Annotated in this window: 17 protein-coding genes; 12 read left to right on the forward strand and 5 right to left on the reverse strand. The window is 62.2% G+C overall.

The features are described from left to right. Positions 1 to 30 precede the first annotated feature (30 nt). Genes HK107_RS11835 through HK107_RS11845 form a run of 3 tightly spaced genes read left to right on the forward strand, consistent with a single transcriptional unit; the run spans position 31 to position 2,670 of the window. Positions 31 to 1,044: an ATP-grasp domain-containing protein gene (locus tag HK107_RS11835; protein WP_173200029.1), complete on the forward strand. Its 1,014-nt coding sequence runs from the start codon at positions 31 to 33 to the stop codon at positions 1,042 to 1,044. Between the two features lie 2 nt (positions 1,045 to 1,046). After that, on the forward strand, positions 1,047 to 1,958 hold the full coding sequence (locus HK107_RS11840; protein WP_173200031.1) for an MBL fold metallo-hydrolase: 912 nt from the start codon (positions 1,047 to 1,049) through the stop codon (positions 1,956 to 1,958). Positions 1,959 to 1,965: 7 nt separating this feature from the next. After that, a complete protein-coding gene (locus HK107_RS11845) occupies positions 1,966 to 2,670 on the forward strand; it encodes an NRDE family protein (RefSeq protein WP_173200033.1) in 705 nt (234 codons plus the stop codon). On the opposite strand, the gene HK107_RS11850 is transcribed toward HK107_RS11845, so the two are convergent. Next, the gene (locus tag HK107_RS11850; protein ID WP_198912399.1) at positions 2,667 to 3,200 is read right to left on the reverse strand and encodes a hypothetical protein; all 534 of its coding nucleotides are present in this window, start codon (positions 3,198 to 3,200) and stop codon (positions 2,667 to 2,669) included. The genes HK107_RS11845 and HK107_RS11850 overlap by 4 nt on opposite strands. A gap of 173 nt (positions 3,201 to 3,373) precedes the next feature. Here HK107_RS11850 and HK107_RS15715 point away from each other — a divergent pair, with 173 nt between their 5' ends. From HK107_RS15715 to HK107_RS11875, 5 genes are read left to right on the forward strand one after another with little or no spacing between them, the layout of a single operon-like run. Beyond that, entirely contained in the window at positions 3,374 to 4,996 is a 1,623-nt protein-coding gene (locus HK107_RS15715) for a glutamate synthase-related protein (RefSeq protein ID WP_173200035.1), read from the forward strand. Next, entirely contained in the window at positions 4,993 to 5,217 is a 225-nt protein-coding gene (locus HK107_RS11860) for a hypothetical protein (protein ID WP_173200037.1), read from the forward strand. Before HK107_RS15715 ends, HK107_RS11860 begins: the two co-directional genes overlap by 4 nt. An 11-nt stretch (positions 5,218 to 5,228) precedes the next feature. After that, positions 5,229 to 5,366, forward strand: a complete 138-nt coding sequence (locus tag HK107_RS11865; protein ID WP_173200039.1) for a hypothetical protein — start codon at positions 5,229 to 5,231, stop codon at positions 5,364 to 5,366. 2 nt (positions 5,367 to 5,368) lie between these two features. Beyond that, a complete protein-coding gene (locus HK107_RS11870; protein WP_173200040.1) occupies positions 5,369 to 6,418 on the forward strand; it encodes a ferric reductase-like transmembrane domain-containing protein in 1,050 nt (349 codons plus the stop codon). Then, a complete protein-coding gene (locus HK107_RS11875; protein ID WP_173200042.1) occupies positions 6,415 to 7,173 on the forward strand; it encodes a hypothetical protein in 759 nt (252 codons plus the stop codon). Before HK107_RS11870 ends, HK107_RS11875 begins: the two co-directional genes overlap by 4 nt. On the opposite strand, the gene HK107_RS11880 is transcribed toward HK107_RS11875, so the two are convergent. After that, positions 7,170 to 7,832: an SDR family oxidoreductase gene (locus tag HK107_RS11880; protein ID WP_173200044.1), complete on the reverse strand. Its 663-nt coding sequence runs from the start codon at positions 7,830 to 7,832 to the stop codon at positions 7,170 to 7,172. The genes HK107_RS11875 and HK107_RS11880 overlap by 4 nt on opposite strands. Positions 7,833 to 8,032: 200 nt before the next feature. Here HK107_RS11880 and HK107_RS11885 point away from each other — a divergent pair, with 200 nt between their 5' ends. Then, a complete protein-coding gene (locus HK107_RS11885) occupies positions 8,033 to 9,580 on the forward strand; it encodes an MFS transporter (RefSeq protein ID WP_173200046.1) in 1,548 nt (515 codons plus the stop codon). Between the two features lie 19 nt (positions 9,581 to 9,599). Here HK107_RS11885 and HK107_RS11890 read toward each other — a convergent pair whose 3' ends face one another. The 3 genes from HK107_RS11890 to HK107_RS11900 form a co-directional block, all read right to left on the reverse strand. Next, positions 9,600 to 10,466: an aldo/keto reductase gene (locus HK107_RS11890; RefSeq protein ID WP_173200048.1), complete on the reverse strand. Its 867-nt coding sequence runs from the start codon at positions 10,464 to 10,466 to the stop codon at positions 9,600 to 9,602. A 3-nt stretch (positions 10,467 to 10,469) separates the two neighbouring features. Further along, positions 10,470 to 12,080 carry an alpha-glucosidase gene (locus HK107_RS11895; protein ID WP_173200051.1) on the reverse strand — a complete coding sequence of 537 codons (1,611 nt, stop codon included), beginning with the start codon at positions 12,078 to 12,080 and terminating at the stop codon, positions 10,470 to 10,472. Positions 12,081 to 12,410: 330 nt separating this feature from the next. Continuing rightward, positions 12,411 to 14,762, reverse strand: a complete 2,352-nt coding sequence (locus HK107_RS11900) for a TonB-dependent receptor (RefSeq protein WP_173200053.1) — start codon at positions 14,760 to 14,762, stop codon at positions 12,411 to 12,413. A 368-nt stretch (positions 14,763 to 15,130) separates the two neighbouring features. On the opposite strand from HK107_RS11900, the gene HK107_RS11905 reads away from it, so the two are divergent. The 3 genes from HK107_RS11905 to HK107_RS11915 all read left to right on the forward strand — a co-directional run bounded on the left by HK107_RS11905 (position 15,131) and on the right by HK107_RS11915 (position 20,872). After that, positions 15,131 to 16,957 carry a solute:sodium symporter family transporter gene (locus tag HK107_RS11905; protein WP_173200055.1) on the forward strand — a complete coding sequence of 609 codons (1,827 nt, stop codon included), beginning with the start codon at positions 15,131 to 15,133 and terminating at the stop codon, positions 16,955 to 16,957. Positions 16,958 to 17,057: 100 nt separating this feature from the next. Beyond that, a complete protein-coding gene (locus HK107_RS11910; RefSeq protein WP_173200057.1) occupies positions 17,058 to 18,500 on the forward strand; it encodes a sugar porter family MFS transporter in 1,443 nt (480 codons plus the stop codon). A gap of 32 nt (positions 18,501 to 18,532) precedes the next feature. Then, positions 18,533 to 20,872, forward strand: coding sequence for a glycoside hydrolase family 3 N-terminal domain-containing protein (locus tag HK107_RS11915; protein WP_173201491.1), 2,340 nt, complete (start codon positions 18,533 to 18,535; stop codon positions 20,870 to 20,872). Positions 20,873 to 20,883 lie beyond the last annotated feature (11 nt).

Here is a 20,883-nt window from a genome sequence, read left to right on the forward strand (position 1 = left end):
AACATCGTTTCGGCAACAGGGTTTGAGACAATGACGCTGAGCAGAATCGAAAGCATGACCGGCTGGCTGGCCGACGTACGGCTCACGAGCCGTGGACTTCAGCACAGGGAAACAGGGCACCGCGTGCCGCTCGATCCTAGTGGCCTGAAGGACATCTACCGTTGGATCGAGTTCGACCGCACCCTGCGCCGGGCACCGACCCTGCGTCGGGAGAAGCTGAAGATCTGTTTCACGCCCAAGCGTGCACGCCCCTGGTACTTCGCCCGCTCGATCGTCGACCATCTCGGCGCGGAGCTTGTGGAGAATCCGGCCGAAGCTGAGATCGTCTGGTCCTTCGAAGACGCGACCTTCACCAAACCGACCGTGGTGCCTGCCAACAAGATCGCCATCAATGCGCAGTGCACGGACGTCTCCAAGACGACCGTGGGTCGCATCAGCGAGATCGCGTTTGGCGAAAGCCTGACGGTCGACCCGCGGACCTATCACGGCAAGATGGTCATGAAGTCCGAGATCAACGGCGCCCATGACGGCCGCATGGTCGAAGGCCCCGTCGCGCCGACCAAGGGCTTCGTCTACCAGCGCCTGATCGACAACCGCACCGGCGAAGGCATGGTCGAAGACCTGCGCACCACCATCGTTGGCGGTGAGCCTGTGCTCGTCTTCAAGAAGCGCCGATCCGAGGACGGACGATTCCTGAACTCCAATGACGAGGTGGAGCTTACGAGCCTCGACGCTGTCTTCTCTCAAGAGGAGCAGGAGGCGATCGGCGTTTTTGCAAAGACCATCAAGCTCGACGCAGGAGGACTCGATGTCCTCCGTGACCGGACGAGCGGCAAGCTGTTCATCGTCGATGCCAACAAGACCGACATGGGCCCTCCCCTCGCCCTGCCGATGGCTGACAAGATGCTCGCCACGCGGCTCATGGCCGAGGCGCTCGAAGACTTCATCATGGGCGAGCGCGCCCTGCGCCCGGACGCCGATACCGGGTCCTTGCGCCCCGCTCCGTCCCAACGACCAACCGACCTTGTCGAGGCCGCCATCTGACCATGAGTATCCCCTACGTTAAGGACATTGCGTTCGAATATGGTCGCGTCGACCAGATCTCCCCGCTCATCAGGCGGGTGATCGCCCGGAACCCTGGCTCCTTCACCTACACAGGGACCGGGGTCTATATCATTGGCCGGGGCGAAGTCGCCGTCATTGATCCGGGCCCGGAGCTTGAAGAGCATTTCGATGCGATCAAGGCAATCCTTGACGGGGAGACGATCACCCACGTTCTGGTGACGCACTCGCATATGGACCACTCGCCCCTTGCTGCTCCGCTTGCGGAATACGCAGGCTGCAAGACCCACGCGAAGGGCCCCGCCGTGCCGACGGACAGCGGCGTGCGGCTCGAAGCTGGCGATGACCTGCGGTTCAGGCCTGACGTGACGATTGGCGACGGCTGGACCTGTTCAGGGCCCGGATGGACGATCGAGGCGATTGAGACGCCAGGGCATACGTCGAACCATGTCTGCTATGCCCTTCGCGAGGAGAACGCGATCTTCTCAGGCGACCATATCATGGGCTGGTCGACCTCCGTCGTCTCACCGCCTGACGGGAACATGACCGCCTATATCGACAGCTTGCGGAAGGTCCAGAAGCGTGGCTTCGCCACGATCTACCCCACCCACGGCGCGCCGATTTCAGAGGACACGGACGGCTTTATCGAGGCCTATATCCAGCATCGCCTCCGGCGTGAGCGCGCCATCCTCTCAGCCATCGAAGCTGGCGACGAGAAGATCGTCGACATCGTCCGCACGGTCTACACCGATGTGGATCCCAGCCTTTACCCGGCGGCCTGTCACTCCGTCCTCGGACATATGATTGACCTGCACCAGCGGGGCCTGGTCCTGACCGATACGAAGGAAGCCGAGATTGGCTCTGCGTATCGCATGGCTGAGACTGTGAACGCCTGATTTTCTGATGTGTACCCTCGTTGCCAAGCACACGGCCGAAGGCTGGCGCGTTGCCATGAACCGCGACGAGGCGAAAACCCGCGCGGAAGGCGAGCCCCCTCGCCTCTGGCCTGACGTGCCGATGCTCGCCCCGTTCGATCCCGATGCCGGGGGCACGTGGATCGGCGCGCGGGCCGATGGAACGTGGGCCGCCATTCTCAACGGCTATCTCGACGATGGCTCCGAGGGCCACGTGACCAAGCCGAAGACCCGTGGGCGACTGATCCCTGAGATCCTGGCCGAGCGCTCGCCGGTGAAGGCCCTGCGCGAGATGGACCTCTCGCATACCCGCTCCTTCCGCCTTTGGATCGGCTGGGGCGGCGAGGTGACGGAGTTTTTCTGGGACGGGCAGACGCTGACCGAGAACCATCTGCTTGCTGATGAGTGGCTGATGACGACGTCCTCATCACTCCGTCAGGACGATGTGAAAGCAGCCCGGCGTGCGGTGTTCAGCCAATGGCTGCACGATGGCGCTGCTCTGACGCCCGAAGGCCTTCCCCTACTCCTTACTGAACGCGGTCCTCTCGACGCGGAGGAAGCGGTGCTGATGGAGCGGTCTTACTCCCACACGAAGAGCTGCACCCTGATCACCGCGGGGACACACGGGGTCAGGATGCAGCACTGGGAGGCTGACCGGCTCTCAGGCGAGCCGGTCGGGGATGTCAGGCTCTAGCGAGCCGGGACAAGGACCTTTGCAACGCCTTGGGCGATGGCTGCGACTTCTTTCCGGCGCAGTATCAGCATGGTCACCGAGAGCGTCCAGACGATCACCGCAGCGACGAACAGGCCGCCACCGTCATTGTTCGGATCAATACCGAGCGGCGTGAACAGGTGGAAGCTGATGGCGCCTGTCATCACGGCGACAGCAACGGCGGAACCGAGAGCCTGAAGCCTGCGGGACTGCGGCAGCAAGCCGATCAGCAGGAGGCTCGAAGCGATGAGCTCGGCGGTGCCGATCGTGTACTGGCTGAAGAGGCCGGTCTGGGCGAAGAGGCCCTCGGCACCGAAACTCGCAGCCCAGCCGTCGAGGCGGCCGAAGATTTCCTGCGTATTCGGATGGTTGGTGAACTTGTAGCGCAGCGAGTCCAGAAAAATGGCGGAGGTGAAAAGCGCAATCCCGACAGGGACGAAGCTCTTCACGCGGCTCAGAATGCTCTTGGACGTAGTAGCAACGGTTGCATCGGCAGTGATCTCAGCTTGCATGATCTTCCTCGTAGAATGTCTCATCCACCTGTTCGCCAGATCACCGGGGAAGTTACGAAAAGACGCTGCCTCCATTCACAAGGATAGATTTTCTGAACGCTGCGGGCTGCGTTTGACTTGGAGCTTGGGGCAGGCACACTCTTCCAAAGACGAGACAGAAGGGCAGACCTGTCGTGAGAAAAGTATCCGTTGCGCGTTTCAAGCAGCTCGAAGACAGGAAGCCTGTCCACGCCCTCGTGGAGAATGTCGACCTGGTCGTGACCCGCTATGACAAGGAGGTCTCGGTCCTCTACGGCCGGTGCCTGCATCGCGGCGCTCTGATGGCTGACGGTTTCGTGGATGAGAACGACAACCTGATCTGCGGGGTGCACAATTGGGACTACCGCGTCGATACCGGTGTGTCCGAGTACGACAATTCCGAAGTGCTGCATAAGTTCACCTCCTGGGTGAAGAGCGGCCATGTCTATGTCGATGCCGACGAGATCGCCGCCTGGCACAAGGACAATCCCCAGCCCTTTGACCGGGAACAGTATCTTGGTCAGTACCAGGACACTTCTCACGGCACGGATGAAGAGCCCGAGAACGCTTTCATCCAGTCCCTCGCGCGCGATGGCCTCAAGAAGGTTGGCCATCACGGCCCTATCGATGCGATGGGCGTTCCGAGGGCAGAGCTTCCGAAGTGGGAAGACATACAAATCCTGACGGCCCAGCTTCACCGCATGCCGCTGCTTGATGGTGAGCCTGTCTCGACCGAAACGGTGATCGGGCCGAGGGCGAAGAAGCCGCTGACGCTCAGCATACCGCTCTTTGTTTCCGACATGAGCTTTGGTGCCCTGTCCGAACCTGCGAAGCTCGCACTGGCCCGCGGAGCAGAGCTTGCCGGGACGGGCATCTGCTCTGGCGAAGGGGGGATGCTTGGAGAGGAGCAGTCTTCCAACAGCCGCTACTTCTACGAGCTGGCATCGGCACGCTTCGGTTTCTCCTGGGACAAGGTCGAGCGCTGCCAGGCCTTCCACTTCAAGGGTGGGCAAGGGGCGAAGACCGGCACGGGCGGGCACCTCACCGGCAACAAGGTCGTCGGCAAGATCGCCGAGACCCGCGGCTTGCCAGAGGGCACGCCAGCCATCTCGCCCGCGCGCTTCCCGGAATGGACCGAGGTCAGTCAGATCCGCGATTTCGCCGAGGAAGTCCGCACGCGGACAGGCGGCATCCCCATTGGCTACAAGCTCTCGGCGCAACACATCGAAAAGGATATCGACGCCGCGCTCGAGGTCGGGGTCGACTACATCATCCTCGACGGCCGGGGCGGCGGCACCGGCGCAGCGCCCCTCCTCTTCAGGGACAACATCTCCATCCCGACGATCCCTGCGCTTGCAGTCGCGAGGGCGCATCTTGATCGTCAGGGTGCGTCAGACGTTTCGCTCGTGATCACAGGCGGGCTCCGCAAGCCTGAGGACTTCGTCAAGGCACTGGCACTAGGTGCGGACGCGGTGGCGCTATCGAACTCGGCTATGCAGGCCATCGGTTGCATCGCCATGCGCGCCTGCCACACGGACAATTGCCCGGTCGGGATCGCCAGCCAGAAGCCGGAGCTCACCAACCGCCTCGTGGTCGAGAAATCAGCGCGGAGACTGGCGAACTTCTTCGAAGCCTCCACCGAGCTGATGAAAGTCCTCGCCCGCGCCTGCGGCCACCGGAGCCTGAGCGGTTTCGGCAAGGATGATCTGGCCACGTTCAAGGAAGATATTGCGGACCTGACGGGCATCTACATGCCCTCGGTCGGGAGGATGCGATGAGCACGGACCTTGCTGCGCAGATTTGGGGCGTGATCGGGATCTACCTCGGAGTGGGGCTTCTCTTTGCCCTTCTCTACGTCTCGCTGATCGTTGGGCGCATAGATCCTGACGCTGCCAAGGCGAAGGTCTGGGTGAAGATCATTCTCATCCCGGGTGTGATGCTTCTCTGGCCGATGATGCTTTACCGCACGATTTTCTGGAAAGGGCCACCCGTCCGATGAAACGTGGACAGATGAACCGCCACCGCTTCGTTTGGGTCATCCTCGCGCCCGTCATGGCTGTCACGATTGCTGGCGCACTGATGGTGAAGCCCGGTGAGGGATCCGGAAGCAGCGAAAACCTCCCAGCCTTTCTGACGGAGGGCCGCTGACCATGGCGCATGATTATAAGGCCATCCAGTGGACGCCGTTCAAGAAACGGTACGACCTGTTCCTTCTGTTAGGTGTCGCCACTTACCTCGTCCTGTTCTTCGTTTTCACCGCAGGCGGACAACCGGACGGCGAGAGCCTGCACCCGGTGCAGATCGCGATTGCAGCGACGGGCAGCCTCTCCTTCCTTATGCTGACCTTCATTCTGTCGATCGGCCCGCTCGCGCGGTTCACCGACCGGATGAAGCCGTTCCTCTACAACCGCAGGCATGTCGGTGTGGCGACATTTATCATCGCTCTTCTCCACGCAGCGCTGGTGGTGATATGGTATCACGGCTTCAGCGAGACGAACGTCTTCGTTTCGCTGCTGGCCTCGAACCCGCGGTACAGCTCGCTCCAAGGCTTCCCGTTCGAGAGCCTAGGCGTCGCCGCGTTTTTCATCCTTTTCCTCATGGCCGCGACGAGCCATGACTTCTGGAACGCCCACCTCGGGCCAGGGCTATGGAAAGCACTGCACATGCTGGTGTACGTCGCTTTCGCTTTGCTGGTCGGCCACGTGATGTTTGGCTTCGTTCAGGACCAGACGAGCATCGTCTATCCGGTTCTTGTCGGCAGCTCGGCCCTGTGGGTCAGTGGCCTGCATATCGCCGCCGGGTTCAAGAGCGCGACACCGTCGGACGTGCACCTTGGCCGGTTTATCGAGGTGGCCGAGGTCTCCGCCTTCGAGGAGGGGCGTGCACGGATCGTGACGCCGTCCAAAGGCGAGCGCATCGCCGTCTTCCTCCACAAGGGGAAGCTGTCCGCGATCTCGAATGTCTGTCGCCACCAGGGGGGGCCGCTTGGGGAAGGACGGGTGATCGACGACTGCGTCACCTGCCCCTGGCATGGGTTTCAGTACCGCCTCGAGGATGGCCGCTCGCCTGAGCCTTTCTCGGAGAAAGTCGCGACCTACAGTGTGAAGGTCGAAGACGGCATGGTCTTTGTGGACTCAGAGCCGAAGGAACCCGGCACCCGAACCGAACCCGTCAGCCTGCATGGTGAGGACGCGCTATGAGTGACAAGGACGACTTCTTCATCGGCTGGTCTGCCGAGACGCCGAAGGCTGACCGGCGCTTTTTCATGCTGGCTGGCCTCGGGCTTCTCGCAGGAACGGGCGGCGCAGCGGCGCTTATCGGCGGGGCACAGGACGGCGGTGGTCCGGGTACGTGGGATCAGGGCGACATTCAGGAGTGGCGCGGGATCGCCAGCGCCCTTCCCTATCCAACGCTGCGGACCCGGGACACGGACGGCAAGATCAAGACTGCCTTCCTCTCGTGTCTCAACAAGTGCACCCCAGAACTCCGCATCAATCAGTATAGGGATGGCGAAGTGGTCATCCGAGGCAGCGCCATCCGGCGCGGCGAGCATCTGATGATCGCGACTGAGGACAGCGGCGCATGGATTTCGCAAGCCAGCGGGTCTCTGCCGGACCAGCTGGCACTGCCCGAAGAAGAAGCCCTTGGGAGTGCAGAGCTTCGCGGCGAGATCCTAGACACCAAGTGCTGGTTCGGAGCCATGCGCCCCTCATCGGGCAAGGTTCACAAGGCGTGCGCGTCCCTCTGCATAAGGAGCGGTCTGCCTCCCGCTTTCTACGTCAAGCCTCTCAGGGAGCAGGAGCGCCTTCTCATCATCACCGACAGGCGCGGCGCGCCCGTAAGCCAAGACGTCCTGCCCTACGTCGCCGATAGGATGCGCCTCTCCGGCGATGTCGTCCGGAAAGGCGATGTCCTTTATCTGAGAACGGACGTTTCGACCTTCGAGAGGGTCTAGCCCTTCCGTCCCATAGCAAGGCGGACAGCAGCACCCGTGACGGCATGGGCCTCCTCGGACAGAAGGAAGGCGACGACCGACGCGGCGTCATCGGGCGTCACCCATTCGGACGTGTCCGCGTCGGGCATGTCCTTGCGGTTCGCAGGCGTGTCGAGGATCGTGGGCAGCACTGCATTCACACGGATGCCTTTGCCTGCGAGCTCTTCGGACAGGCTCTTCGTCAGTGCCATGACACCGGCCTTGGACGCGGCATAGGCAGCCATGCCAAGGCCTGCCGAACCGGCAGCCGCAGCGCCGACATTCACAACGCTCGCGCCCTCGCTCAGATGCTCTAGCGCGGCGCGGCAGGAGTTGGCGGCGGAGCGCAGGTTCATCTGGTACATGCGATCGAAGCTCTCGATCTTGCCGTCGGCGATCGTCTCCCAGATGAAGCCGCCCGCGATATTGGCCACGCCGTCCAGCCTCCCGTGGGTCGCCGCGATCCGTGCGTAGGCTGACGTCACTGCGCCTTCGTCCGTCAGGTCCACACCGCCGAGGCCGCCTTCGACATGGTCAGCGATGTCGACAGGAACCGCCGCCCAACCCTTCGCCTCGATCGCCTTGCAGACCGCACGGCCGAGGGTGCCGACTCCTCCGGTGACGATGATGATCCTGCTCATGGCGCGTTCCTCCGTTTTCGCCCGCTTAGCAGCGCCTGACCGGTGATGCGACCGGGCAGCACAAACAGGCTCGGCACAGCTGCATTTCGTGCTAGGCAACACCTCCCGGCACGTGGCGTCAGGGCAGTTCTTCGGACACCGCTATCGGGCAGCGCCCGGAAGTGGCGCGGAAGACAACGATGCCATCGGGAGGCCAAGGGATGAGCAAGACAGCGACGGCGATCGAGCCTGAGATCACGGCGGGCCTCAGGCCCAAACCGGCGCTCGGCTTCTGGCAGGTCTGGAACATGTCCTTCGGGTTCTTCGGGATCCAGATGGCCTTCGCCCTGCAGGGCGCGAACGTCAGCCGTATCTTCCAGACCCTCGGTGCCGAGATCGACCAGATCGCGATCCTCTGGATTGCTGGCCCCGTCACCGGCCTCCTTGTGCAGCCGATCGTTGGGTACTTCAGCGACAAGACCTGGACGCCGCTCGGGCGCAGGCGACCCTATTTCCTCGGCGGTGCGATTGTCGCGACGCTGGCACTGTTGGTGATGCCGAACTCGCCCTTCCTGTGGGTCGCGGCTGCGATGCTGTGGATCCTCGACGCGGCCATCAATGTCAGCATGGAGCCTTTCCGCGCCTTCGTCGGTGACAAGTTGCCGAGCCGCCAGCGGACGCAGGGCTTTGCCATGCAGACGGTGTTCATCGGCTCAGGCGCGTTCCTCGCCTCACTGGCCCCGTGGTTCTTCGCGGAGATCCTCGACATCGCAAACACCGCCGAAGCGGGCGTGGTGCCGGAGAGTGTGAAGTATGCCTTCTACGTCGGTGCGTTCTTCCTCCTGCTGACGATCGGCTGGACCGTGCTGACGTCCAAGGAGTACTCGCCTGAGGAAATGGCCGGGTTCGAAACGGACGGCATAGGCGGTGACGAGGTCGAGCTGACGGGCCACGCCAAGCGTCCGAGCTTCTTCATGTCTTCAGGGGCCGCCTTGGTAGCGATTGGTGCGCTCGGCTTTTGGGCGGTCGCAGCCACCGGTGCGGACAAGCAGTTCTTTGTACTCACCGGGCTCTTCGCGGTGCTCGGTGCATTTTTCCTGATCAACGCCCTGCTTCTGAAGGGAAGCGGTACGGGGTCGTTCTCCTCGATCATGGGCAGCCTCGTCTCCCTGCCGCGGGTGATGCGGCAGCTGGCGGTCGTTCAGTTCTTCAGCTGGTCAGCGCTGTTCCTCATGTGGATCTACGCCACGCCGGCCGTGACGAGCTTCCACTTCGGCTCAGACGATCCGACATCGGCGCTCTACAATGAGGGGGCGAACTGGGTCGGGTGGCTCTTCGCGATCTACAACATCGTCGCCGCGGTCTACGCCTTCATCCTGCCGCCGATGGCGACGAGGCTCCGCAGGCGGACGGTTCATTCGGTGAACCTCGTCGCGGGCGCGTTGGGCCTCGCGTCGTTCGCTTTCTTCCGGGACCCCAACTGGCTCATCCTGTCGATGGTCGGGGTGGGTATGGCTTGGGCCAGCATCCTGACCATGCCGTACACGATGCTTTCCGATGCCTTGCCCCAGAAGCAGCTCGGCATCTTCATGGGCATCTTCAACTTCTTCATCGTGCTGCCGCAGCTCATCGTGGCAGGCACGATGGGCCCGATCCTGCGCGATTACATGGGTGGCAGGGCAGAACTGGCGCTGCTGGTTGGCGGTGTCTTCATGCTGCTTGGCGCCGTCGCGGTCCATTTCGTCGACCGCACCAAGCCTCAGAACTGACGCGCTCCCCGGCGAGGGCTCAGGGGAGCTGCTCGCCGGTCGCTGCTTCGTAGATGTCGTACCAGTCGGAGCGGTCCAGGATCAGGTCCTTCGCCCGCACTGCTTCACGCAGACGCTCGGGGTTGCGTGTGCCGAGGATCGGGACCGTCCGTGCCGGGAAGGTCGTCACGAACGAGAGCGCCACTTCCATACTCGACCGCCCAAGCTTTGCGGCGATGGCTTCGATCGCGCCCCTCACCCGCTGGGCCTGATCGCTCTCGCCGGAGAAGACCTGCCCGCCCGCAACAGGCGACCAGACCGGGACGGCGAAATCATGCCGCATCGCCTGATCGAGAGTTCCGTCCGTGATCGGTGCGATATGGAGCGCGGAGAACTCAATCTGGTGCGCGATCAGAGGAGCCTTGAGGTAGGCTTTAAGCCCTTCGATCTGCGCTGCCGTGAAGTTCGAGACGGCCACAGCCTTCAGCTTGCCTGCCTCGACAAGACCATCAAGCGTCGCCGCAAGGTCCGCTGGGTGGGTCAGCATGTCGGGTCGGTGGATGTAGTAGAGGTCGATCCGCTCAACGCCCATCAGGCCCAGGGACTTGTCGACTGCGGAGGTCAGATACTCTTTGGACGAATTGTACGGGGTGCCGAAAACGATACCGCCCTTGGTGGCAACAGTCGCCCCTTCAAGGAGCGCGGGAGCTTCGCGAGCAATACGGCCAAGCATGCGCTCGGCCGCGCCGATGCCGCTCTCGTTGCCGTAGATGTCCGCCGTATCGAGGTGATCGATCCCCGCTTCACGGGCCGCTTCCACCATCTTGCAGGCAAGGTCGAACTGGTCCTCCGTATACCGCCAAAAGCCATAAGCGAAGGAACCGAAGTCAAAGTCTTGAGATGTCATAATCTATTCCGTGAGGCGCAACAAAGCTCCGCTGAATGCGCCCATGATGAGGGAGTCCCCGTCGCTCGAAACATCGCCGACGGTGAAGAGTTTTTCCGCGGCGGCTGCTTCTGAGAAGGCCAGCTCCGAAGCGGAAAGGTTGAAAATGGCCCGAAGGGTCTCGCCGTTCAGCGTTCGGTCAAAGGCAACCGTCTCGCGGCCTTCATCGAGGAACGTCAGTGTGCCAAGCTTCAGGACGTCCGAGCCAGAGCGATAGGATGTGAGTTCCCGGTAAAAATTGAGAACTGATCCTGGATCATCGCGCTGACCATCTGCAGCCAGTGCTTGGTGCCGACCGTTGATGGGCAGCCAAGGCTCGGAGGTCGTGAAGCCCGCGAACGGCGCGCGTGCTTCCCACGGCATGGGCGTTCGCGCACCGTCACGGCCAAGGGAATTGGGCCAGTTCGCGATCGCTTCAGGATCCTGAAGCTTCTCGAACGGAATGTCCGCCTGCGGAAGGCCAAGCTCTTCGCCCTGATAGATGAAGACATTGCCCCGCAGGCTCATCAGGAGCAGCGCAAACAGCTTGGCACGCTGTTGCTCAGAAACCGGCAGGTTCCAGCGGGAAACGGCGCGGACGGCGTCATGGTTGGAAAACGCCCAGGATGGCCATTGCTTTTCACCCGAAGAGGGCCAGGCGCCGACCTTTTCGTGCACCGTCTCCGCGGTCAGCTCAGGCGACCAAAGGAAATCAAAGCTGTAGGCTGACTGAAGCCGGCCCTCTGCCGTGTAGTCCTTCATCACAGAGAGCGAGTCGTCCGCGCCGACTTCTGCCACGGAGAAGATTGCTCCGTGTGCATCGGTCATGCGGCGGAACTTCTCGAGGAAGGGCAGCATCTCCGGCTGGGCGTGATCGTTCGTGTGCCACTGAAGGTCATAGGGCCTCACAGGGCCATTGCAGCGGCGGGGCCTTGGCGGGTTATCCTCCAGGCTCCGATTGTGCATCGAGCAGTGAAGTGCGTCGAGCCTGAAGCCTTTTACCCCGCGCTCGATCCAGAACTTCACCGTATCGAGGATCTCTTCCTGCAGCTCCTCATTGTGGAGGTTGAGGTCAGGCTGTGAGGGAAGGAAATTGTGGAGGTAGTATTGCTGCCGCCCAGAAGACCAACGCCAGGAAGGCCCACCGAAGATCGACTGCCAGTTGTTGGGCGGCGAGCCGTCGGCCTTGGGGTCTGCCCATACGTACCAGTCCGCCTTCGGATTATCGCGTGACGAGGCGCTCTCGGCGAACCACGCGTGCTGGTCAGACGTATGAGAATAAACCTGGTCGATGATGATCGGCAGGTCGAGGCGGTTCGCCTCTTCGACTAGCGCATCGAAATCCTTCATCGTACCGAACATCGGATCGACGTCGCGATAGTCCGAGACGTCGTAGCCGAAGTCCTTCATCGGCGAGCGGAAGAAGGGCGAGAGCCAGACCGCGTCGACGCCGAGGTCGGCAACGTGGCAGAGCCGCTCCGTGATGCCACGCAGGTCGCCTACGCCATCGCCTTTGGTGTCCTGAAAGCTGCGCGGGTAGATCTGATAGATCACCGCGCCGCGCCACCATTCGGGATCGTCCATCCGCCTCGTCATCGTCCGCTCTTCATTCTACGGAGCATCGCCTGTCCGCTTGTCAGCACCCCCGTCTCGCGGACGCAGCCAAGGCGCCTGGAGGCGCAGGAGAAAAAGGTCAGCCGATGCATGATCTGCTCATCATTCCTGCAACACCGGCAGGGTCAAGCGGGATATTTCCGGGTACCCCGGACCCCCCATATCCAGCGCGTGACAATGATGTCTCATTGTGCCTGCGCGCTGCGGATTTTGCGCCATCCAGCGGTAAACCTGCACCCACGCCCATGTCGCGCCGCAAAAAGAAAGGGGAGCCGCAGCTCCCCTTCCCTCGTCAGTCAAGTCCGCAGAGGCCTAGAAGCGGCCCGTGAAGCGGACGCCGAAGCGGCGGTCTGCGTCGCGCGGGATCTGGTAGCGGAAGCCGTCGCCGGAGTAGGTCGTCACGAAGCTCTCGTCGAGGATATTCTTCGCGATCAGGCTCACCGTGTACTGACCTTCCATGAAGGAGACACCGACCTGCGCATCGAGCAGGTCGTAGCCTGGCAGGAGGCCAACCGGGTTCACCGTGCCATCATTGTTCGGCAGCAGCGACTGCTGGTCGTCCACACGAGCAAAGGTCAGGTTACCGATGAAGTCCGTATCATCGTTGATTGGCAGTTTGAGGTTCGCGCCGAGGGTGTAGTTGAGGTCCGGCGAGAACAGGAGGTCAAGGCCCGAGCGGTCCGAACAGTTCGCCGGAGGCTGGCCCGTACCCGGATCAACCGGGCAGTTGAACTCTTCGATGACAGCTTCGTTGAGCGCCACAGCGGCGGTCAGCGACAGCCAGTCCGACGGGCTCCACGATGCGTCGATCTCGACGCCTTCGGTCGAAACGTCACCGGCATTGGTCAGCCTGGTGATGGTCACGCCGGTCGAGTTGTCGAAGTTGTTGGCCTGGAAGTTCTCGATGTCAGCCTGGTAAGCCGTGATGGCGAAAGCGAAATCGCCGGTCACATACTTGTAGCCGATCTCGAAGCTGTCCGAGGTCTCAGCGTCGATCGGGAGCTGGTCGTTCGTGCCCATATTGTAGAACACGTTGAAGCCCGGACCCTTGTAGCCCTGGTTGAAGCTGGCATACGCCGTACCCAGATTACCGCCGCCTGCGAGGGCGCCGATGTCGAGGGTTGCGCCGATGCGGGCTGAGAAGTCCGTGTCGCTGACTTCACCGGTGAAGGTGTTGTCGAAGCCGCCCGAAGCCTGGCTGAACTGGCTGTTCGGAGCTGCCGGACGGACGCCTACACCCTGACGGCCGAATTCGTCATTGTTGCGGCGCGTGTGGGTGAAGCTCGTCTGATCGTCCGTATACCGGAAGCCGACGAAGGCGTTGATGGCTTCGGTGAGGTCGTAGCCGATCTGACCGAAGGCTGCGATGTTCTCGACCGAGCTGTCCGTGAACGACGTCGCGGAGACGATGTCGTTGGCGTTACACTCAAGCCCCGGGTTGGCGTCGAGAATCGGCTGGTTCTGGCCGCCATTGTTCTGGCAGCTTGCGTTCCGCGTGAACGTCGCCGTGCGATCGAGGTTCATGAAGAAGAGGCCGAGAACATAGTCGAGACGCTGGTCGTCCGGCGAGGTGATCCGAAACTCCTGCGTGAAGGTCTTGGTGTCGAGCGCGCCATTGTCGTGGAGCTGGAACGGCACACCGAAGACAGGGGTGTTGGCCGTGCCGCCGATCGAGGTGAAGTCACCCTCGCGGTCCTCGGCGTTCTCCCACTCGCGGTAGGCCGTGATCGAGGTCAGGAGGATGCCGTTCTGGAGCTCCTTGTCGACCTGCACCGAGAACGCGTTGGTCTCGTCCACCATGAAGGTCTCGAAGTCGTGGTCCACGCGGCGCTGGTCGAGGTCGAAGGCACCGTTCGGAGCCGCTGCCGAAGCAGGGTTGCGGCCGCTCGGGCGAACTTCGAGGTCGGCGCAGCAATCGTCTTCAGAGCGGTTGTGCTCGACGATGCCGAGGATCGACAGCGTGTCGGTCGGATCGAACTGGAGCATCCCGCGGATGCCCATCTTGTCGTAGCCGTTGACCTTCTTATTGTTGTAAACATTGAAGATATTGCCGTCGAAAGCCGATTGGGCAACCGTCAGGCTGCCTTTGACCGTGTCAGACAGCGGGCCGGAAATGCGGCCGCGGACGCGGTATTCATTGTCTTCGAAATAGTCGGCGAGGACGGTGGCTTCGAACTCATCGGTGGGACGCTTGGTCGTGATGCTGACGACACCAGCCGAGGCGTTCTTGCCAAAGAGCGTGCCTTGCGGGCCGCGCAGGACTTCGAGCTGCTCGACTTCATAGAGCTCGGAGAAGGCCTGGCCGGAGCGGCCAAGGACGACGCCATCGACGACGGTCGAAACCGAAGGCTCAATGGCGCCGGAGAAGGAAATGGTGCCGATACCGCGGATAGTCAGCGCCGAGTTCTTCGACGTCGTGCCCTTACGGAAGCTGACGGAAGGGACGAGGTACTGGATGCTCTCGATGTTGACGGCAGCGGTGCGCTCGATCGCCTGAGCATCGACAACGCTCACCGCGACAGGGACTTCCTGGATGTTCTGTTCGCGCTTCTGGGCGGTGACGATGATCATGTCGCCGCTGTCGTCCTGTGCGAACGAAGCACCCGGAAGTGCGACGGCGAGAGCGGCCAGGCTGGCCGAAATAGTTTTCTTGTTCAGAGGCATAGCTGCCTTTTCCTTTCCCTATCCACCTGCCCGGCCAATGCCGCCTCGAAGCGTTCTGTCCCTGCTTCGCGGCGGCTCTGGTGATGCCCTCACGGCTTCGACCGGCGCAGATTGTGACCAGTTGGAATGTGTGTTGTGAGCGCTTCTGCCCCACACCCTCAGGGTGTTTTGCAGCAGCCCTGCACGTATTCCGTGTCACGACGCCGCAACATGCGACGCTCCGCGTGACTGGGCAACAGGGTAAATGCGCTGCGGGCCTTCACTGGCGTGAGCTGTAGCCAAGCTGCCACGCCTCGTGACGCGGGCACGAAATCCGCTAGAGAGGCGGCTTTACGCGAGCGACGTAACCAGTGCGGAGTGAGTTCGACATGCAGGCCAACCTCCTCTTCACGCTCGTCTCCTGTGCGTTCTTCATGGCGGTGGTGGCCGTCATTTCGTACTTCTACACCCGCGGAGAGGTGGATTCGAAGGAAGGCTACTTCCTCGCAGGCCGTGGGCTTGGCGGGTTCTTCATTGCAGGCACCCTCCTCCTCACGAACCTCTCGGCAGAGCAGCTGATCGGCCTCAACGGCTCCGCCTATGGCTTCGACCTGTCGAGCATGGCGTGGGAGGTCACGGCAGCGGTCGCGACCATCTTCATGGCGCTCATCTTCCTGCCGAGATATCTCGCGGGGGCTTTCACGACCCTGCCTGAGTTCCTGTCCAAGCGGTTCGATGATGACGTCCGTAGCTACACGGTCATCCTTTTCATGCTCGGCTACGGGCTGATCACCATCCCCTCGGTTCTTTACTCAGGGTCCGTCGCCGTGACGCGGCTCTTCGATGTAGAGAGCCTGCTGGTCGGCTCGATGGGCGCGGACACGGTCGCGGGCATCGGCGCATGGTTCGAGGGCCTCTTTGGGACCGCGACCAGGCAAGGCGCGACACCCGATGGCGAGCAGTTCTTTGCGATTGCAGTGACGGTCGTCGTGATCGGGGTCATCGGCTCGATCTATGCGATCTTCGGCGGCCTGCGGGCTGTGGCGATCTCCGACACGCTCAACGGCGTCGGCCTCCTCGTCATCGGCATCCTCGTACCAACCCTGGGCCTTATCGCCCTTGGGGAAGGCAGCTTCATGGAGGGCCTCCGGACGATCACGACAACGGAGACCCAAAAGCTCAACGCCATCGGCGGCGAGAGCTCGCCCACGCCGTTCGGCACGATCTTCACAGGGATGATCTTCGCCAATCTCTTCTATTGGTGCACGAACCAATATGTGATCCAGCGGACCTTGGGCGCGAAGAGCCTCGCGGAGGGACAGAAAGGCGTTCTTCTCTCGGGCTATTTCAAGGTCATGATCCCCTTCATGATGATGATGCCGGGGGTGATCGCCTTTCACCTCTATGGGCCGAACCTCGCCACCATCGACCTCGCCTATCCGCAGCTCATCGATGACGTGCTTCCCGTTTATCTGTCAGGCTTTTTCCTCGCGGTGCTGCTGGGCGCGGTGTTCAGCTCGTTCAACTCGCTGCTGAACAGCGCAGCCACGCTCTTCGCTCTCGACGTCTACGCCCCTTCACGGACCAAGGAGGTCCCCGACAGCGAACTCGTCCGTGTGGCGAAGGTCGCGAGCCTCGTCATCGCCGTGATGAGTTTCATCATCTCGCCCCTCCTCTACCTTGCGCCGGAGGGCCTTTGGCAGCTGATCCGAAAGTTCACGGGGTTCTACAACATCCCGATCATCGCCATCGTGATCGTCGGCCTCTTCACGCGCAGGGTCCCAGCTATCGGCGCGAAGATCGTCATCGGGTTCCACGTCATCACCTACGGCCTCCTCCGCTTCCCACTGGCGGATGTGGTGACGATCCACTTCATCCATCAGTATGCGATCCTCTTCGTGATCGAGGTGGGTATCATGCTGGCGGCTGGCCAGTGGCGGCCGAAGTCCGTCCCCTGGACGTTTGAGAAGCACAACAAGGTCAGCCTCGCGCCGTGGCGCTTCGCAACGCCGGTGTCGGTCACGCTGATGTCGTGCGTGGTCGCGCTTTACCTCCTCTTCTCCCCCATGGGCATCGTGGAGGCGCGGTTCAGCGCGCTCTTCTGGCTAAGCATCGCAGGCCTTCTCGTGATCAATGCCTTTGCGTGGTTCAGGGCGCTTTCGGTGCGCAAGGGCTTCGCTGAAGAGGCTCATGGAGCACCGACAGAAGGCCTCTGACAGCCCCGTTCTCCTGAATTCTGCAGAAACCAGTTTGCACCGTGGTCCGCGAGTGTTATCGCTAACACAATCATGATCACGGCCGTCGGCAGAACGGCGCATGGAGGAAACCTTGAACCAAGCGGTGGAGCGCCAGGACGGCGCCTCTTCAGAAGGCAGTCTCGCCTTTCTTCTTCTCATCAGCTGTGTCGCGACAATCGGCGGCTTTCTGTTCGGCTTCGATTCAGGCGTCATCAACGGCACGATCGACGGCCTTAGGATCACCTTCGGCTCATCGGACTGGGGTTCAGGCTTCGAGGTCGCCTCCATGCTGCTCGGCTGCGCCGCCGGTGCGGCGATCGCAGGGCGGGCCTCGGACATCTTCGGCAGGCGAAACATGATGTTTGGCGCTGCGGTGTTCTTCATCATCAGCGCCTTCGGCTCCGGCATCGCCAACGCCTCCACCGAGTTCATCGTCTACCGGATTATCGGTGGCCTCGCGGTCGGCGCAGCCAGCGTCATGGCGCCCGCCTATATCTCTGAAGTTGCGCCAGCCTCCCTCCGTGGTCGGATGGCCACGATCCAGCAGGTTGCGATCATCTTCGGCCTCTTCGTAGCCTTTCTCAGCAACTACCTAATCGCCGGGGCTGCGGGCCAATCAACGGATCCGTGGCTCTTCGGTTTTGAAGCCTGGCGCTGGATGTTCTGGATGGAACTGATCCCGGCAGCGGTGTTCCTTCTCTCCCTCCTCGCGATCCCGGAGAGCCCTCGCTTCCTCGTCGCCAAGGGCAAGCGTTCGGAAGCCAAAGACGTCCTGACAAAGGTCAGTGGGCCGAGCGTTGCCAGTGAGCAGGTCGCCGCCATTGAGGAGTCCCTGGCATCAGACCACGCGCCGCGCCTCTTGGACCTGTTCGAGAACGGCAGGCTCCAGCCGATCGTCTGGGTCGGCATCGGGCTCGCGGTGTTCCAGCAGCTCGTCGGCATCAATGTCATTTTCTACTACGGCGCCGTCCTCTGGCAGGCCGCAGGCTTCACCGAGGGGGATGCTCTCCTCATCAACGTCCTGTCGGGTGGGCTCAGCATCGCCTCAGTGGCGCTGGCCCTCGTGCTGATCGACCGTATCGGGAGGAAACCGCTTCTTCTCATCGGCTCGACGGGCATGGCGATCACGCTCGGCATCGTCGCCTACGCTTTCTCCACCGGCGAGATCCTTGGCGGCGGTAGCGTCGATCTCTCCGACGAGAACGGCAAGCTCGCGCTCTACGCTGCCAACGCCTACGTCATGTTCTTCAACTTCTCCTGGGGCCCGGTCATGTGGGTCATGCTCGGTGAGATGTTCCCGAACAGGCTGAGGGGTTCGGGCCTCGCGGTCTCCGGCTTCTTCCAGTGGGTCGCCAATTTCGCGATCAGCATGACCTTCCCGGTGATGCTCGCGGCGGCCTCCATCGGCCTTGTCGGCGCCTACGGTTTCTACGCCATCTGCGCAGCCATCTCGATTGCCTTCGTGGCGTTCTTCGTCCGCGAGACCCGCGGCAAGAGCCTCGAAGACATGACCGCCAACTGACCCCTCTCCCGGAGACAGACATAATGAACCGTATGCTGAAGTCCGCTCTTCTCCTCTGCTCGAGCCTTGTGGTCACCCTGCCTGCGGCTGCGCAAGAGACGCCCGTCTACAAGCAGGAAGACGCCGCCATCGACGCGCGGATCGACGACCTCCTTGGCCGGATGACCCTCGAGGAGAAGATCGGGCAGATCACGACGATCTGGACACAGAAGACCGAGCTCATGGACGAGGACGGCAACTTCGATCCGGAGAAGGCGGCGGAGCTCTATCCCAACGGCATAGGCCACTTTGCACGGCCAAACGATCGGCAGAATCCGGCCAATCCTCTCGAGCAGCCGTTCCGGAACGAGCAGGAGACCGTCGATCTCGTCAACGCGGTCCAGCGCTACCAGACCGAAGAGACCAGGCTCGGCATCCCTACCCTCTTCCACGAGGAAGGACTGCATGGTTACGCCGCACGCGGAGCAACCTCGTTTCCGCAGGCCATCGCTCTGGCGTCCAGCTGGGATACCCAGCTGATTGAAGATGTCTACACCGTCGCTGGCCGGGAGATCAGGGCGCGCGGTGCGCACATGGTCCTCTCGCCCGTGGTGGATGTCTCTCGCGACCCTCGCTGGGGGCGGATTGAAGAAACCTATGGCGAGGACCCCTACCTCGCAGGCGAAATCGGCGTCGCCGCTGTTCTTGGTTTTCAGGGTACGGAGATCCCGATCGAGGATGGCAAGGTCATTGCCACCCTCAAGCACATGACTGGCCACGGCCAGCCGGAGAGCGGCACGAATGTTGGCCCTGCCAATATCAGCGAACGCATCCTCCGCGAGGTCTTCTTCCCGCCCTTCGAGCAGGTCGTGAAGCGGACGAACATCCGCAGCCTGATGGCCTCCTACAACGAGATCGACGGGGTCCCGTCGCACGCAAACCCCTGGCTCCTCAACGATGTCCTGCGCGGTGAGTGGGGCTATGAAGGCGGCGTGGTCAGCGACTATTGGGGCGTTCGCGATCTCGTGACGCTTCATATGGTGGAGGCTGATCTCAAGGCAGCTGCCGTTCGCTCCTTGAAGTCCGGCGTCGATTTCGACCTTCCAACTGGCGACGCATTCGCCTTCCTCCCCGAAGCGCTTGAGGAAGGTCTCGTCACGATGGATGAGATCGACACCGCCGTCCGGCGTATGCTGAGGATCAAGTTCGAGTCAGGCCTCTTCGACGATCCGTTCGCTGACGCTGCGGAAGCCGAAGCCATCACGGCGAACGAAGAAGCGCTCGCTCTCGCAGAGGAAGCCGCGCGCAAATCCGTCGTCCTCCTGAAAAACGACGGCACCCTGCCCCTCGATGCGGACAGCCTGAAGCGCATTGCCGTCATCGGCCCGAACGCCGACGCCATCCGGCTTGGCGGCTATTCCGACGTACCCGCACGGTTCGTGACGCCCCTCGAAGGCATCACCGAGCACGTCGGCGACAAGGCGGAGATCCTCTACCACGAAGGCGTCGACATCATCGCCAGCGGCAACTGGTGGCAGGACGAGATCACCCTCGCGGACCGCGACGAGAACCTGAAGAAGATCAAGGCCGCTCGCCGTGTCGCGCGCAAGGCGGATGCGATCATCCTCGTGATCGGCGGCACGGAAGCCACGAGCCGCGAAGGCTGGGCCGGGAACCACCTTGGTGACCGCACCGACATTGAGCTTGTCGGTGAACAGAAGGAACTGGCCGAAGCCATGTTCGCCCTTGGCAAGCCCGTGGTCACCGTCCTGATCGGCGGCAAGCCGCTTGGCGTCGATGACGTGGCTGAGGCGACCAACGCTCTCGTCCAAGGCTGGTATCTCGGCCAGGAAGGCGGAACGGCACTGGCCGACATCCTCTTCGGTGAGGTGAACCCGAGCGGCAAGCTGCCGGTCACCATGGCCCGCAATGTCGGCCAACTCCCGCTGGTCTATAACCACAAGCCAAGCGCGCTGCGCGGTTATCTCTTCGATACGACCGCGCCTCTCTACCCCTTCGGCCACGGTCTGAGCTACACCGACTTCACCTACTCCGAGCCGCGCCTCGAAGAGAGCGAAGCGAAAATCGGTACACCGATCACTGTCTCGGTCGACATTACCAACGCAGGCGATATGGCAGGCGATGAAGTCGTCCAGCTCTACGTGCGCGACCTCATCAGCTCGGTCACCCGCCCGGTGAAAGAGCTGCGCGGCTTTGAACGGATCAGTCTTGAACCCGGTGCCACGAAGACGGTGACCTTCACCCTCGACGATGAGGACTTCCAGATGTGGGATGCCCAGATGGTCCGCCGGGTCGAGCCCGGTGACTTCGAGCTGCACATTGGCGGATCGTCAGCAGACGTCCAGACCGTCACGGTCACGCTCACGGAATGATCGCGGGAGGC

The organism is Parvularcula mediterranea (genome assembly GCF_013085255.1).
GTDB classification, from domain to species: Bacteria; Pseudomonadota; Alphaproteobacteria; order Caulobacterales; family Parvularculaceae; genus Parvularcula; species Parvularcula mediterranea.